The following is a 14,935-nucleotide window of genomic DNA, read 5'->3' as shown; positions in this document are numbered from 1 at the left end:
TGCCCACAACTTTACGCTATTGTTGTTTTTCCTCTCTCGAATGGGGCTTAGGTACTTCAATGAACAACTGCTGTTGCCGATATCGGTAGGGCCGATACCAAATTAAACCACATTGATAATCACCATTCTCGCCAACCACACAACCAATAGGTAACTCTCGGAGCCACTGTAAATGAGCCTCTGCGCGAAGCTGTTCTTGCCAGCGTTGCTGCTCGAGCAATTCCTTTTTTAATTCGAAAACATCAATTTTATTTGGATCTGAGCTTTTTTGTACAATAATCTGCCCCGCCTGCGCTGCACTTAAGCTGAAGAACAGAGCCCAAAAAAAGTAAATAGATCGACGTATCATCAGTATTTCATCTACAATAATTATCTTTTGAAAGTTTAGGCGATAGCCCATGATTAAGCACTCAACTATCTTATCTTTTGCTCTACTTTTAATGGCTTGTAGTCAAACATCAGCGCCGTTATTAAACGCTGATAACATCTGCCAAAGCCCCCGACCTGAACTCTGTAGTATGCAATATGATCCGGTATGTGCAGAAGTGGCAGGGAAGCTAAAAGAGTATGGAAATGCCTGCTCTGCTTGTGGCGATGTCGAAGTTAATTCCTATCAACAAGGCGCCTGCCCCGAGTAACAAAGCACTCACAAAACTTAGTAATTTAACCAAATACTGCTATTAACTTAAGTATACGCTCACTATATCGGGAGCTATTGATGCTTAGTTTAATGGCTTTATGGCGATTTATTTTAATGCCCGTATTACTGTTTAGTCCCCTTGCATCGGCCGCTGACTTAACGCTTAAGCCGCTAGATGAGCAAGCCTTTAACGGCGAGTGGCAATGGTCAAATCCCCAAGGTCAGCTACGACAAATGCGCCTGCATTTCTCTCAAGAACTCTTAAAACAATCGGCAATAGAACAATTTAGGATCAGTTATAGTCTGACTTATCCAACCAAAGCGATTAGTGCTTACTTAAACCCTCGCCTAGAGCACGCTTTAGTCATGATCAATCAATATGCTGAGCAGCCAACGGCGGCACCAAAAGATATTCTTAAAATATTAGCCAGTAATCCTGATACCCCTTCTTCCGAGATGCTTTGGGAAGCCTATCAACAATATACTCAAGACGCATTTCGCCACTTAGGTCTATTACCTTGTCGACATCCGCGAGGCACTCAATACCCTTGTGTTCGGCCCAATTATTCGCAGCTGTTCTACCAAAATCGGAATCGAATGCTGCCATTAATAAAAAACTTTCAGCCCTTGAAAGATCTCAACCAAACGCTAGCGGAGGCACAAGCATGGCTACTCACCATTCCAGTAAAACGAGAAATCAGTGACAGTTTTTCTCCACCGCTCCATGTACTCAAGGATAATCTGGCGGATAGCGATGAACGCGCCTTATTACTGGCGTTGATGCTCAGTGAATTAGCCCCAGACTATTCACTGTATATGGTTTATCCTGCACATAGCGTTGGTAGCGCCTCACCCGCTTGGCTAACTATAGACGCCAATAGTGGTATCGAAGGCCCAACGATTACTCTTGGACAGCATACCCTGGTGTTAATCTCTGGATCTTCAGAGCTGATAAACGAGATGCAGCTCGCAGATGTAGAACTGATTAGTGATGCCCTCTATTAACATCTGTTGCTTTTTTGTTATAAATGTTTATAACAGGTCTGACCTGCCTTAACTGTCAATAAAAAGGAACGGCACGTGAAATATCTAATATTGTTCTTCAGCCTACTACCAACTTGGGTGATGGCACTCAACCTCAGTCTGGGAGAGTCTCTGCCCAACATTTCTATAGACAAGGTGGGCGAGTTACAATTAGTTGACGAACAGATAAGCTATAGTCCATGGAATACCAAACAACTGGCAGGTAAAGTCCGCTTGGTACAGGCAATGGCTGGACGCAGCAGCGCTAAAGAGATTAATGCAGCCATGATTGAGGCGATTAAAAATGCTAACTTTGCGGCTCAAACATATCAAACAACCACTATTGTGAACCTTGATGACGCTATTTTCGGTACTTCAATGTTTGTTCAAAGCAAGCTGAAAAGCAATAAGAAAAAATTTCCACATGCTAGTTTTGTATTAGATAAAGATGGGCAACTATTTGATTTACTAGATATAAAACCTAAATCTTCAGCGATTATTTTACTCGATACGCAAGGTAAAATATTATTTGCCAAAGATGGGGCATTGAACAAACAAGAAATTAAGCAAGTGATTAAACTCATCTACTCGCATATTTAATCGTCACTCTGGCGTAAGCAGCATTACGCCTATTCAAACATCATCATCAGAACCAATAAACTAAGCACATAAGCACTCATTAACAAAGTTAAGAGTTTGTGTCGTTTCGCCCATACGGTAAGGTTTTTTAACACAATTACCCCCACACGGTTTTTAGTTAACCTAAATTTAACACCTTTAACAACAAAAGCAAACTTGCTTTATGCGCAAATCCTCAGTAAAACAGCTAAAGCGAGGGAGAGTTCAATGTCAGACAAGCCGATCATCGAAAATAAAACCAGCCAAGTAGAAAACACCAGCTTACGCCTGGTAAAAATAGCCAAACAACGCGGTTTAGATGCCTTGCTAAGAAAGCAGCAACCCAATTCAACTTGGTCGCAAAGAGCTCAGGCTCGCTCAATTGTTGAGCAAGCGGTTGAACAAAAAAACTTAGAGAACATATTTTTCCTTGCAGCACAAAAAACTAGCGAACAAGACCTTGGCAGTGAACCTGATGCCGATTGGATGAGCGAGTTTTTAAAGCTTGCCAGTAATACCCAAGTAAAATCGATGCAGTTATTGTGGGCCGATATTTTAAGCCAAGAATTAAGCACCCCCGGCAGCTTTTCGGTCAAGGCACTAAGGACTTTGAAGTTAATGACGCAAAGAGAAGCTTTATGGTTTCATACGGCTTGTGAGCTCAGTTCAACGGTCGGGGGGGAAAGCAATCACAAGATCATCACCGGAGCCGTCAGGCCAGCGAGTAACTTAGGCTTGGTAAGAGCTAGGTTGGAAAAAATAAGCTTAGGCCAGCACCGGATGCCTTATCACTATATTTTACAGCTCACCGAATTAGGTCTGCTGTTCGATCGAGAATTAGAAATTCGCCCTTCTATTCAACACAATACCGCACTAACCCACGGGACAACCCAATATCAACTACGTTCTCGCTATAAAGGAGTAAAATTGACTTATCATCGTTTTACACCGATTGGTGACGAGTTGGCGAAACTGATTGAAAAACAGCCACAGCCATCTTATCAGGAACAACTGAGCGTATTATTACAAAACTACTTCGAATTAGTTTGAGCGGAGCAACGTTTAGACTTGGGTACTCCCTGAATTAGCAGCAAAATATCGCAATCCCAAAGACTTACCTCAGCGAATGTTATAAGCGATAAACTGCGCAGAATACATCAACAGGCATTTCTATGACTTTAAGTACCACACAAAAAGATAAGCGATAGCAGTAAATTCCCCTTTCAAGCAGGCCATAAAAGCACCAACAAAACAAGTCTGAACTTATCAGACCTACCAGCAGAATGGTTTAATAACCACCCCACCAGCATTTGAATTGTTTGGAGCTCATATGAGCTACATATTCATTAAATACCACTTCCCGCAACTTCTTCGTGGATCCCACATTCACGTTTCAAACCGTAAAAACGGGTGTCTTCCTCACTCATACCCGCCTGTAAGGGTTGTGACGTTTGCACATCCCCTACCGAAACATAACCCTGCTCCCAGAGCGGATGATAGGGTAAGGAATGCTCTTGCAAATAGTAATGCACGTCCTTATTGCTCCAATCAATAATTGGCAACAATTTGAAACTCCCATTTTGGATCTGCAGCACAGGCAGCTCTGAACGGCTCGATGATTGGCTACGACGTAAACCCGAGAACCAAGTTTGAACATTTAGTTCTTGAAAAGCCCGCTGCATCGGCTCGACCTTGTTAAGCGTATTGTACTGCTTCAAGCCCTCGACCCCCTGCTCCCAAAGCTTACCGAAGCGCGCCTCTTGCCAAGCATTAGACTGCTGAGCTCGATACACTTTTAAATTTAGGTTCAAACGGGCCGTCAGTTCATCGATAAAACGATAGGTTTCAGGAAATAAGTAGCCCGTATCAGTCAAAATCACTGGCATATCTGGCTTTACTTGAGTCAACATATGCAAGCTCACAGCCGCTTGAATACCAAAGCTCGAAGTAAGCACCGCCTGTTGTGGTAAGTGCTCTAAAGCCCACTCAATACGCTGCTGTGCAGTTTTAGCCTCTAAGGTCTGATTGACCGAGGCTAACTCTGCTTTTCTTAACTCATGCGGCAGCTTAACTAGCTGCTGCAAATCTAAGTTAGGCATGAAAATCCCTAGCGCTTACTTTAACTTCAGCGACGATACCAACACGAATAACAAAGTCACCAAAAGCTTCTTCAGATTCACGTTCTACCGACCAGCGAGCAATTAAACCGTCAAGTTCCGACAGAATTTGTTGTTCATCGATGCCCTCTAAATAGAGCTTAGGAATACGTGTTCCACTTTGGTTACCACCTAAATATAAATTGTACTTACCAGGCCCTTTACCCACTAAACCAACTTCAGCCAACATGGCACGGCCACAGCCATTGGGGCAGCCAGTGACCCGCAAAATAATATGTTGCTCGGCCATGTTATGTTTATTTAATAGGCTTTCTACATCATCAACCAAGCTCGGCAAATAACGTTCTGCCTCGGCCATCGCTAATGGACAGGTAGGAAAAGCCACACAAGCCATGGAATTGAAGCGCTGCTGACTATGGCTATCGTTCATTAAACCATGTTCACGCGCTAAGGCTTCAATCTGAGCCTTCTGCGCAGCAGGGACCCCTGCTACCACCAAATTTTGGTTGGCGGTCATGCGAAAATCACCTTGATGAATTTCGGCAATCTTAGCCAAGCCGGTTTTTAGGGGTTTGCCCGGATAATCAAGCAAGCGGCCATTCTCAATAAACAAGGTTAAGTGGTGCTTACCATCAATCCCTTCGACCCAACCGATGCGATCGCCACGCGATGTGAACTCATAAGGACGGCTCGCTTCAAACTGAATCCCCGCTCGTTTTTCAACTTCCGTTTTAAAAGTATCGATCCCCACCCGATCGAGGGTGTACTTGGTCTTGGCATTCTTACGATTCACTCGGTTCCCCCAATCACGTTGCGTGGTGACCACTGCAGCGGCAACATCGAGAGTTTTAGCTAAGGGAATAAAACCAAAGTCATCAGCTCGACGTGGATAGGTCGACTTATCACCATGAGTCATAGCCAAGCCCCCACCGACGAGAACATTGAAGCCAATCAACTGCCCTTGTTCGGCAATGGCCACGAAGTTAAGATCGTTGGCATGCACGTCAATGTCGTTATGCGGTGGGATCACCACTGTGGTTTTAAACTTACGCGGCAAATAATTTGAGCCGAGGATAGGCTCTTCGTCACCACCTTCTATTTTTTCACCGTCGAGCCAAATTTCAGCATAAGCTCGTGTCTTCGGCAGTAAGTGTTCACTAATCTTAGTGGCCCACAGGTAAGCCTGCTGATGCAATTCTGATTCAACCGGATTACTGGTACACAAGACGTTGCGGTTAACGTCGCCAGCGGTGGCAATCGAATCAATACCAATACTATCCAAAGTTTGATGCATCAACTTAATATTTGGTTTTAACACACCGTGAAACTGGAAAGTTTGACGGGTGGTTAAACGAATGCTGCCATACATAGTTTTTTCGCTGGCAAATTTGTCGATGGCCAACCATTGCTTGGGCTGAATAATCCCGCCCGGCATCCGCGCCCGCAACATCACGTTATGTAGCGGCTCTAATTTTTGCTTGGTTCGTTCCGCTCGAATATCCCGATCATCTTGCTGATACATGCCATGAAAACGAATTAGCTGAAAGTTATCGGCGCTAAAACCACCGCTGATCCGATCCTGCAGATCGGCTTCAATGGTGCCACGCAGGAAGTTACTTTCTCGTTTCAGGCGCTCGTTATCCGACAATTTGCCTTCAACAATTAAATTATCACTCATTAGTAAACATCCTTCTGATAACGCTTGGCACTACGTAACTGTTTTAAATACTCTTCCGCTTGCTCAGGGCTTTTCGCTCCCTGCTCAGCAATAATCTCGATCAGCGCTTGGTGCACATCTTTCGCCATTCGATTGGCATCCCCGCACACGTAGAAGTGAGCCCCGGATTCCAACCATTGATAAACTTCAGCGGCATTCTCTTTGAGGCGATCTTGCACATAGATTTTTTCCGCTTGATCGCGCGAGAAGGCCACATCCAACTTGGTGAGCAAACCGGATTTAAGATAGCCCTGCCACTCGGTTTGGTACAAAAAGTCCTGAGTAAAGGTTTGGTCGCCAAAAAACAACCAGTTTTTACCTTCAGCATCACTGGCATCACGCTGCTGTAAGAAGGCCCTGAATGGCGCGATGCCGGTTCCCGGACCAACCATAATCACTGGCGTATCGGGCTGGCTGGGTAAACGGAAGTTATCATTATGCTCCACAAAAACTTTGACCGCAGCGCCCTCTTCAGCGCGCGCAAAAAATCCTGAAGCACCGCCAAAACGTTGCTGCTCACCCTGTTGGTAATTCACGACTCCCACGGTGAGATGGACTTCTTCCTCAACTTCCGCTTGGCTGGAAGCAATCGAATATAAGCGAGGGGTTAAATGACGCAATCCATCCACCAACTGCTGCGCAGTCACGTTAGCTTTTTTCTCAAGTAATACGTCGATTACCTGATGACTCGCAGCATACTCCCGCAGTTTGTTTTTATCGGCCACCAGTGCCTGTAATTTTTTGCTCTGCGACCAACTCGCCCAGGCTTCGACAAAGGCACCGCTGGTTTGAGTGATTTCTAACTTGCTAGTGAGGGCCTTTGCCAGACCAAGCGGCTGCCCATCGATCGTGACCTCCTCATCGGCACTCAAAGCTAAGCGCGTGAGAATTTGCTCCACCAACTGAGGGTCATTTTCAAACCATACTCCAAGGGCATCACCGGCCTGATATTGTAAGCCTGATTCTGCGAGATCAATTTCGACATGGCGAACATCTTTAGCCGAATCACGACCGGTAATTTTTTGGCTAACCAACAGCTCGGCTGTATAGGGGGTTTTCTTATTATATTGACGACTGCTTGGCGTACTAGCTGCCAAATTTGCTGTCGCGCTACTGGGCGCGCTTTGCAAGGTTTGCTGTACTTGCGCTAACGCTTGCTCCGTCCAAGCTTGTGCGTCTTTATCGTAGTCAACATCACAGTCGACTCGCTCACAAAGACGTTCAGCGCCTAAGGCGGCTAAGCGTTCATCAAAATCCTTACCGGTTTGGCAGAAAAACTCGTAGCTTGAATCACCTAAGGCCAATACACCGTATTTCAACTGCGCTAACTTAGGCGCTTTCTTTGAAACCAAAAACTCATGGAATTCAATCGCGTCATCGGGTGGCTCGCCTTCCCCGTTAGTGCTACTCACCAGCAACAAATGGCTTTCGGTCTTCAAACTCTTGGTTTTATAGTCGGCAACATTGACTAACTCTGCATTGATGCCCTTGGCCTGCGCCGCGCTCAACAATTCTTCCGCAACGCCCTTAGCATTCCCCGTTTGAGAGGCATAAAGAATGGTTAACTTAGCCGCTGCGTGCGCTACCGCTTGGGGTACCAATTGTCCAGAATTCTGACCAATTCCCGCTAAATACCCACTGACCCAAGCTAACTGAGTAGCCGATAGTTCAGCCGTTGCTTGTTGTAACAAACTCACCTGTTGTTCAGACAGTGGGCTGGCCAATGACGAAAGTTCCTTTAACAGCATTTTTTCACACCCTAAATCACAATTGCTGCTAGTTTAACCACGCCAGAGTCCAGACAATAAAGAATAAAAAGGGATTCTTTATAACTTTAGGAAATATAAGATCACCGCACCGTGAAGCATGTCCACTATGTGACTAAGCAACCAGCATTGCTTACAAAAAATCAATAAACTAGCAACATTGAAACATTGACAGGGCTTGCGATGGAACAACAGCTGAGCAACAACATGACCAACAGCCAAAAACTACTATTAATTCTCGCTTGGCTGATACTAATGCTCATCACTGGCACCGCGGCGCAATATCAAGATCAGCAGCAACGACAAGCCCAACTCTCAGAAGAGAGTTATCGTCTGCAGCTGAGTATTCAGCATGAACTGGATCGCTTTCGCAATTTTCCAAAAGTACTGGCAGTACAACAGCCGCTGTTCGCGACCTTAAATGACCAAGACAATGACGCCCAGCGCCATGCATTAAATCTGTATTTACAAAAAATTAATCAACTGCAAGGCAGCGATGTCACTTATTTACTCAACGCTTACGGCACTGCCATTGCGTCCAGTAATTGGCAAAGCAGTCGAACCTTCATCGATAGTAATTACAGTTATCGCCCTTATTTTCAAACGGCCATGCAAGGAAAAAATGCACAATACTTCGCCTTGGGTTCTCGTTCAGGATTACGCGGTTATTACTTTTCTGCGCCAGTACTCCAGCAGCAACGAGTGATTGGAGTATTGGTGGTCAAAGTTGCCTTAAATGTGATCGATAAGAGTTGGCGAGACCCTCGCTTTGAATATTTGCTTACCGATAAACACGGCGTGGTATTTTACGCATCACAGTCACATTGGCTATATAAAAGCATTAAACCTTTATCTGAAATACAACGCCAACAGTTAATCAACTCAAAGCAATATGGTGAACATTTACTGCTTAACATGGCCCAAAAAAAGCGTGACAATGAAATAACCTTACCGAATTTCCGAGACCAAAGCCAAGACTACATCTACACCCGCCGGATCTTAGCGAACACCGGCTGGCGCCTCTATGCCCTATCGCCAGACCAAGGCTATATGCAAGCGATTGCTAAGGCTATGTTGCTCAGTTCGCTGTGTTATTTAGGCTTAGTTTTATTGTATTTCTACTGGCGACAATTACAGTCAGCGCGCCAATTACAAGACCAAATCAACCAACAACTAGAGAGTCGCGTAGCGCAACGCACCGCCCAACTCACCATCAGCAACCAACAGTTACAACAAGCGCTGAATGATTACCAACGAACCGCTAGCACCTTGAAGAAGACCGAGGATGAACTCGTGCAAGCAGCCAAATTAGCCACCCTAGGAGAGTTATCCGCAGGGATCAACCATGAACTGAATCAACCCTTGACTGCATTGCAAAACTACGCCGAAAACGCACTACGCTTTCAGCAAAAGCAACAATATCAGCAAGTCACTCATAACTTGCAAGACATTCTTAAACTCTGCTTGAAGATGAGCAAGATGATCGCCAAGTTTAAAATTTTCTCTCGCAAATCTAGCGGCCAAATCGCTTGTGTTTCGAGTTCAAGTTCAATCAACGCGGCGCTCGCGATCTTAGCCAATAGAATTGTGAAACATGAGATAAAAATCGAATTCTCCGGCTTAGAGGAGCAATGGGTTAAGGCCGACGCCATTCAACTGGAACAAGTGCTGATTAACTTGATTAACAATGCCATCGACGCCTTAGAGCAACAAGCCGATGCTCGCCTTGGGATCCGCCAATACCAACACGACGATTGGCAGTGCATTGCCATCTGGGATAATGGGCCGCAGCTCAGTGAAGAACAGTTGCAACGTATCTTTGAACCCTTCTTTACCACCAAGAAACAAGGTTTAGGTTTAGGCATGGCGATTTCTAAACGACTGGTGGAAACCTTCGATGGTGAGTTAGTGGTTGGTAATCATGGCGACATTGGCCCCGAATTTGAAATCCGACTCCGCTCAGCGAGTCCCCCTGTCCAAGCTATCAATAGTTAAGAGGTAACAGTGCAAACACCGGTAATCATCATCGACGACGACCCAGATATTCTACGCTCTTTGGCGCAGACCTTAGCGCTGGAGGAGATCCACTGTGAAACCTTTAGCAGTGCCGAGCAAGCGCTCAGCCAACTCAAACAGGATTGGCCCGGCGTGATTATCTCAGATATCAACATGCCGGGGATCAGCGGCTTAGAAATGATGCAACAGGCACAGCAGATCGATCCCGATCTGCCGATTATTCTACTCACTGGCCATGGTGATATTTCGATGGCAATTAAAGCCATCCGTGATGGTGCCTACGATTTTCTTGAGAAGCCTTTTTCCACCAGCCACCTACTCGAAGTTCTACAACGCGCCCAAGAGAAAAGGCAACTCACCCTAGAAAATCGAGAGCTAAAAGCGGAGCTAGACGCCCAAAGTGGCCCTGGACCACGACTACTTGGCAGTACCCCAGCAATTATGCGACTGCGCAAAATTTTAAGCCATGTTAAGGATACCCCGGCAGATGTGTTGATCAATGGGGAGACAGGAACCGGCAAAGAGCTGGTCGCTCGTTTTCTGCATGATCACAGTGTACGCGCCAACCATCCTTTTGTTGCCATCAACTGCGGTGCGGTGCCGGAAAACATGATAGAAAGTGAATTATTTGGCCACGAAGCAGGCGCGTTTACCGGCGCCCAGAAAAAACGCATCGGTAAAATTGCCTACGCCAATCATGGCACGCTATTTCTCGATGAAATCGAAAGTATGCCGATGGCTTTACAAATAAAATTACTCAGAGTTTTAGAAGAACGTAGTGTTGAACCTTTGGGCAGTAATCAAGCAGTACAACTTGATCTGCGGGTGATTGCCGCCACCAAAAGCGATTTGAAAGCACTCGGTGAACAAGGTGAATTTCGCAGTGACCTCTATTATCGACTCAACGTCGTCGAAGTGCATATTCCCCCGCTACGCGAACGTAGCGAAGACATCGCCCTACTGTTAGAGAATTTTTTACGGGTGGCTTCCGCTCGCTATCAACTCAGCAGCCCCAAGGTGAGTCCGCAGCGCCTCGCCGAACTCATGGCACAAGAATGGCCCGGCAACGTTAGAGAGCTACGTAATTTGGCCGAACGCTGGGTATTAATGGGCGAAGACGTTGCCTTTAATACCCAGTCTCAACAACGGTCTTTAAACCTAGCGGAGCAACTATACCGATTCGAGAGAACCCTCTTACAAGATGCCCTACATCGCCATCAAGGCCATTTAAAGGCGGTTCAAGAAGAGTTACAGATCGGCCGTAAAACCCTTTACGAAAAAATGAAAAAATACCAATTAGAAAAGGATGATTATAAACACGTCAATTTAGATTAAGGGGGGAAATCCCCCCATTTCATCATCAGCAAAGGGGGGGATCCCCCCCGTTCATAACCCATCCCTTTTCTTCACCGCTCATGAAAAAACCAATAAGCCATTGTAAACAAATAGTTAAATAATGTAGTTCATTGTTGGCTTAAAGCTTGCTGTTAGCTATCGCGTAATCCCTACATAAGCCATTACAAGGAAGAATAATATGAAACGATTGGCAAGCACACTCACCGCCCTAAGCTTGGCGTTTGCATCAGCAATCCATGCCGCCCCGATTGAACTTAAGTTTTCTCATGTGGTTGCAGAAAACACTCCCAAAGGGCAAATGGCACTTAAATTTAAACAACTCGCTGAACAACGTTTACCCGGTAAAGTAGAAGTAAAAGTCTACCCCAACTCGCAACTTTATGGGGACGGTAAGGAGCTAGAAGCGCTGCTTTTAGGTGACATCGAATTCATTGCGCCTTCGCTATCTAAATTCAAAAAATACACGAAGAAGTTGCAAGTATTTGATCTTCCTTTCTTATTCAAAGATATGGCTGCGGTTGAGCGATTTCAAGCCAGTGATGCTGGCCAAGAGCTATTAGGTTCTCTCGAAAGCAAGGGCCTAGTCGGTCTAGGCTATCTACATAACGGTATGAAACAATTATCGGCCAATGAACCACTGTATACACCAGCGGATGTCAAAGGTAAGAAGTTTCGCATCATGTCTTCAGACGTATTAGCCGCACAGTTTGAAGCTGTGGACGCGGTTCCCTTGAAAAAACCCTTCTCGGAAGTATTTACCCTGTTGCAAACTCGCGCCATCGATGGCCAAGAAAACACCTGGTCCAATATTTATTCGAAGAAATTTTTTGAAGTACAAAACAGCATTACTGAATCCAACCATGGCGTATTGGATTACCTCATCGTCACCTCCGCCGATTTCTGGTACGGGCTGCCCGATGATATCCGTACTGAATTAAAAGCGGCCTTAAACGAAGCTGTCGCCATGGGAAACCAGATTGCTGCCGACAAAGCCGAACAGGATAAAGCCCATATTATCGCTTCAAAACGCTCACAAGTTATCTCTCTCACTCCTCAGCAGCGCCAACAATGGGTCGAGGCAATGAAGCCAGTATGGCGACAATTTGAAACTGAAATCGGTAAAAATATTATCGAAGCAGCGGCGGCTGCCAACCAATAAACGCTGACTTGCGCAGAGGCCCCTCACTCTGCGCAAGTCCCCAAGCGGTTTTGCTCATAAGGACATAGCATGAAATTTGTAACTTGGTTCCGGCGTTTCGAAGAAAACTTCATCGCCCTACTGTTGGTCTCCATGACGCTACTGGTATTTATCGAAGTGATCATGCGCTTTGTATTTAACTCTGGGATCCACTGGGTACAAGAGGTCACTCTCTATTGCTCCGCTTGGCTGGTCCTACTCGGTGCTAGCTGGGGAGTCAGAGAAGGCGCCCATATTGGGGTCGATGCCTTTGTCAGGATTCTTCCGCCCACCCAACGTAAACTACTCACGCTATTGGCCTTAGCTCTATGTTTATTCTATTGCAGCCTATTTATGTATGGCTCTTGGGTATACCTAAGCAAACTGCAGCGGATCGGCATTGAAATGGAAGATTTACCGATTGAAAAATGGAAAACCATGAGTGTGTTATTCATCGGTTTTGTGTTGTTAGTGGTTCGATTTTTAGAGGTAGGTTGGAAGGTCATCACCAATCAACAGGATGGTTTCCACCTCGCAGACGAAGCCAAAGACAGCATGCACTTAGCTGACGAAATAGAAAAACAATAAGCATTACCGGCAAAGGATCTGACCATGACCACCTTCACTCTTTTTATCTTACTGTTTATTTGCATGATCATTGGTATGCCCATCGCGGTCGCCTTAGGTTTTGCCAGTATGACCACCATTTTACTGTTTTCCAATGACTCCTTGGCATCAGTCGCTCTAAAGCTATTTGAAGCAACCTCGGAGCACTATACGCTGCTTGCGATCCCCTTCTTCATTTTGTCATCGGCATTTCTCTCAACTGGGGGAGTGGCGCGACGGCTGATTAACTTTGCGATGGACAGTGTCGGCCATATTCGTGGTGGACTGGCCATGGCTTCGGTGTTGGCCTGTATGTTATTTGCCGCGGTATCGGGCTCCAGTCCCGCCACCGTGGCAGCGATTGGCTCCATCGTGATTGCTGGCATGGTACGCTCTGGCTATCCTGAGTCCCTCGCGGCAGGTGTTATCGCTAATGCCGGTACCTTGGGTATTTTAATCCCCCCCTCGATTGTCATGCTGGTCTATGCTGCCGCCACCGAGGTCTCGGCGTCACGCATGTTTATGGCTGGCTTCATCCCTGGGCTCATGATGGGCAGTATCTTAATGCTCGCCATATACGTAGTTGCAAGGATCAAAAATCTTCCGGCGCAGCCCTATCCCGGCTGTCGCCAATGGGGGATATCGGCGCTCAAAGCCACTGGCGGTTTAATGCTGATAGTCATCGTGCTGGGGTCCATTTATGGCGGTATCGCCAGCCCCACCGAAGCGGCATCGGTCGCGGCAGTCTACGCCTTCTTAGTCTCGGTTTATGGCTATCGTGATATTGGGCCGCTCAAAGGTCAGGCCTGGCGAAACCAAGGGGAGAGCCTGTCTAAAGCGATCGCTCGCAATGTTTGGTTATTGCCAATCAGCATCTTCAAATCGGTGAACAATCAAGAGGTTCGCCACGTGCTCAAGGACGCAGCTAAAGTAAGCATCATGTTGTTATTCATCATTGCCAATGCGATGTTGTTTGCGCATGTGCTTACTACCGAGCGCATTCCGCATATGATCGCCGAATCGATCGTCGCTTATGGCTTACAACCCTGGGCATTTTTAGTGGTAGTGAACATTCTGTTACTGATCGCTGGCAACTTTATGGAACCTTCGGCCATCTTGCTAATTATGGCTCCGATCTTGTTCCCAATCGCCACTCAACTGGGGATCGACCCAATCCATCTGGGCATCATTATGGTGGTCAATATGGAAATCGGCATGCTCACGCCACCGGTAGGACTCAATCTGTTTGTCACTGCTGGAATTACCGGTAAAAGCATGGGCTGGGTGATTAAGGCCTGTCTGCCTTGGTTAAGCTTACTGCTGCTATTTTTAATGCTGATTACCTACATCCCACAGATATCGCTGTTTTTACCCGAATACTTCGATCGCATCAATGGCTATTAATCAAACAGGCCTGCAAATGCAGGCCCTATTATTACTCAGTGATTATTCCATGCGCCGCTGTCGCCGGCGTAAGGCATCGTTAAAGCGACGTTTAGCCACTTCAGTGCGTGGTTCGAGTGGCGGAACGTTAATCGAATGGCCTTTATCATCGACAGCCACCATGGTGAAGAAGCACGAATGAGTATGCCGCACGGTTTGTTCTTTCAGATTTTTGGCTATCACCTTAATCCCGATCTCCATCGAGGTTCGGCCGGTATAGTTAACAGAGGCTAAAAAAGTGACAAACTCGCCAATCTCTACCGGATTCTTAAATAACACCTGGTCCACCGACAAGGTCACTGCGTAATGCCCGCAATACTGGATCGCGGTGGTATAAGCCACTTCATCCAACTTTTTTAACATTGACCCGCCATGCATCTTTCCTGAAAAGTTAGCCATCTCAGGGGTCACCAAAATATTCATCTCTGTTTGTGAATTATCCATCATATTCCTCAT

The 14,935-nt window shown here is 46.1% G+C and carries 14 protein-coding genes; 9 read left to right on the top strand and 5 right to left on the bottom strand.

Annotated features, from left to right (window positions below; genetic code table 11):
• Positions 1 to 16 precede the first annotated feature (16 nt).
• Positions 17 to 349: a hypothetical protein gene (locus ACRRSX_RS03570; protein ID WP_432454591.1), complete on the bottom strand. Its 333-nt coding sequence runs from the start codon at positions 347 to 349 to the stop codon at positions 17 to 19.
• Between the two features lie 49 nt (positions 350 to 398).
• Here ACRRSX_RS03570 and ACRRSX_RS03565 point away from each other — a divergent pair, with 49 nt between their 5' ends.
• From ACRRSX_RS03565 to ACRRSX_RS03550, 4 genes are all read left to right on the top strand, one after another.
• On the top strand, positions 399 to 638 hold the full coding sequence (locus ACRRSX_RS03565) for a hypothetical protein (RefSeq protein ID WP_432454592.1): 240 nt from the start codon (positions 399 to 401) through the stop codon (positions 636 to 638).
• Between the two features lie 80 nt (positions 639 to 718).
• Positions 719 to 1,645 (top strand): hypothetical protein, encoded by a 927-nt coding sequence (locus ACRRSX_RS03560; RefSeq protein WP_432454593.1) that lies wholly within the window; start codon positions 719 to 721, stop codon positions 1,643 to 1,645.
• A 75-nt stretch (positions 1,646 to 1,720) separates the two neighbouring features.
• Positions 1,721 to 2,263 carry a YtfJ family protein gene (locus ACRRSX_RS03555; RefSeq protein WP_432454594.1) on the top strand — a complete coding sequence of 181 codons (543 nt, stop codon included), beginning with the start codon at positions 1,721 to 1,723 and terminating at the stop codon, positions 2,261 to 2,263.
• Positions 2,264 to 2,509: 246 nt separating this feature from the next.
• Complete coding sequence (locus ACRRSX_RS03550) at positions 2,510 to 3,331, top strand: TIGR03899 family protein (RefSeq protein WP_432454595.1); 822 nt, start codon at positions 2,510 to 2,512, stop codon at positions 3,329 to 3,331.
• Between the two features lie 296 nt (positions 3,332 to 3,627).
• Here ACRRSX_RS03550 and ACRRSX_RS03545 read toward each other — a convergent pair whose 3' ends face one another.
• The 3 genes from ACRRSX_RS03545 to ACRRSX_RS03535 are packed head-to-tail and all read right to left on the bottom strand — an operon-like array spanning position 3,628 to position 7,863.
• The gene (locus ACRRSX_RS03545; protein ID WP_432454596.1) at positions 3,628 to 4,380 is read right to left on the bottom strand and encodes a phosphoadenylyl-sulfate reductase; all 753 of its coding nucleotides are present in this window, start codon (positions 4,378 to 4,380) and stop codon (positions 3,628 to 3,630) included.
• The gene (gene cysI / locus ACRRSX_RS03540) at positions 4,373 to 6,076 is read right to left on the bottom strand and encodes an assimilatory sulfite reductase (NADPH) hemoprotein subunit (RefSeq protein WP_432454597.1); all 1,704 of its coding nucleotides are present in this window, start codon (positions 6,074 to 6,076) and stop codon (positions 4,373 to 4,375) included. The genes ACRRSX_RS03545 and cysI overlap by 8 nt, the downstream gene beginning before the upstream one ends.
• On the bottom strand, positions 6,076 to 7,863 hold the full coding sequence (locus ACRRSX_RS03535) for an assimilatory sulfite reductase (NADPH) flavoprotein subunit (protein ID WP_432454598.1): 1,788 nt from the start codon (positions 7,861 to 7,863) through the stop codon (positions 6,076 to 6,078). Before ACRRSX_RS03535 ends, cysI begins: the two co-directional genes overlap by 1 nt.
• A gap of 201 nt (positions 7,864 to 8,064) precedes the next feature.
• On the opposite strand from ACRRSX_RS03535, the gene ACRRSX_RS03530 reads away from it, so the two are divergent.
• From ACRRSX_RS03530 to ACRRSX_RS03510, 5 genes are all read left to right on the top strand, one after another.
• Complete coding sequence (locus tag ACRRSX_RS03530) at positions 8,065 to 9,876, top strand: sensor histidine kinase (RefSeq protein ID WP_432454599.1); 1,812 nt, start codon at positions 8,065 to 8,067, stop codon at positions 9,874 to 9,876.
• Positions 9,877 to 9,885: 9 nt separating this feature from the next.
• A complete protein-coding gene (locus ACRRSX_RS03525) occupies positions 9,886 to 11,232 on the top strand; it encodes a sigma-54-dependent transcriptional regulator (RefSeq protein ID WP_432454600.1) in 1,347 nt (448 codons plus the stop codon).
• Positions 11,233 to 11,431: 199 nt separating this feature from the next.
• The gene (locus ACRRSX_RS03520; protein ID WP_432454601.1) at positions 11,432 to 12,412 is read left to right on the top strand and encodes a TRAP transporter substrate-binding protein; all 981 of its coding nucleotides are present in this window, start codon (positions 11,432 to 11,434) and stop codon (positions 12,410 to 12,412) included.
• Between the two features lie 69 nt (positions 12,413 to 12,481).
• On the top strand, positions 12,482 to 13,018 hold the full coding sequence (locus ACRRSX_RS03515) for a TRAP transporter small permease (protein ID WP_432454602.1): 537 nt from the start codon (positions 12,482 to 12,484) through the stop codon (positions 13,016 to 13,018).
• A 24-nt stretch (positions 13,019 to 13,042) separates the two neighbouring features.
• Positions 13,043 to 14,440, top strand: a complete 1,398-nt coding sequence (locus ACRRSX_RS03510; RefSeq protein WP_432454603.1) for a TRAP transporter large permease — start codon at positions 13,043 to 13,045, stop codon at positions 14,438 to 14,440.
• 42 nt (positions 14,441 to 14,482) lie between these two features.
• Here ACRRSX_RS03510 and ACRRSX_RS03505 read toward each other — a convergent pair whose 3' ends face one another.
• On the bottom strand, positions 14,483 to 14,926 hold the full coding sequence (locus ACRRSX_RS03505) for an acyl-CoA thioesterase (protein WP_432454604.1): 444 nt from the start codon (positions 14,924 to 14,926) through the stop codon (positions 14,483 to 14,485).
• Between the last annotated feature and the right edge of the window lie 9 nt (positions 14,927 to 14,935).

The sequence above is a fragment of the Agarivorans sp. QJM3NY_30 genome (genome assembly GCF_050870855.2).
Classification (GTDB): domain Bacteria; phylum Pseudomonadota; class Gammaproteobacteria; order Enterobacterales; family Celerinatantimonadaceae; genus Agarivorans.
Note: the sequence above shows the minus strand (reverse complement) of the source record. Positions and strands in the feature narration are given on the sequence as shown.

Bases quoted from the DNA above. Each gene is read 5' to 3' on its own strand.
- ACRRSX_RS03565 (WP_432454592.1), top strand. From the start codon at position 399: ATGATTAAGCACTCAACTATCTTATCTTTTGCTCTACTTTTAATGGCT.
- ACRRSX_RS03545 (WP_432454596.1), bottom strand. From the start codon at position 4,380: ATGCCTAACTTAGATTTGCAGCAGCTAGTTAAGCTGCCGCATGAGTTA.
- ACRRSX_RS03560 (WP_432454593.1), top strand. From the start codon at position 719: ATGCTTAGTTTAATGGCTTTATGGCGATTTATTTTAATGCCCGTATTA.
- ACRRSX_RS03505 (WP_432454604.1), bottom strand. From the start codon at position 14,926: ATGATGGATAATTCACAAACAGAGATGAATATTTTGGTGACCCCTGAG.
- ACRRSX_RS03570 (WP_432454591.1), bottom strand. From the start codon at position 349: ATGATACGTCGATCTATTTACTTTTTTTGGGCTCTGTTCTTCAGCTTA.
- ACRRSX_RS03520 (WP_432454601.1), top strand. From the start codon at position 11,432: ATGAAACGATTGGCAAGCACACTCACCGCCCTAAGCTTGGCGTTTGCA.
- ACRRSX_RS03530 (WP_432454599.1), top strand. From the start codon at position 8,065: ATGGAACAACAGCTGAGCAACAACATGACCAACAGCCAAAAACTACTA.
- ACRRSX_RS03510 (WP_432454603.1), top strand. From the start codon at position 13,043: ATGACCACCTTCACTCTTTTTATCTTACTGTTTATTTGCATGATCATT.
- cysI (WP_432454597.1), bottom strand. From the start codon at position 6,076: ATGAGTGATAATTTAATTGTTGAAGGCAAATTGTCGGATAACGAGCGC.
- ACRRSX_RS03535 (WP_432454598.1), bottom strand. From the start codon at position 7,863: ATGCTGTTAAAGGAACTTTCGTCATTGGCCAGCCCACTGTCTGAACAA.
- ACRRSX_RS03515 (WP_432454602.1), top strand. From the start codon at position 12,482: ATGAAATTTGTAACTTGGTTCCGGCGTTTCGAAGAAAACTTCATCGCC.
- ACRRSX_RS03550 (WP_432454595.1), top strand. From the start codon at position 2,510: ATGTCAGACAAGCCGATCATCGAAAATAAAACCAGCCAAGTAGAAAAC.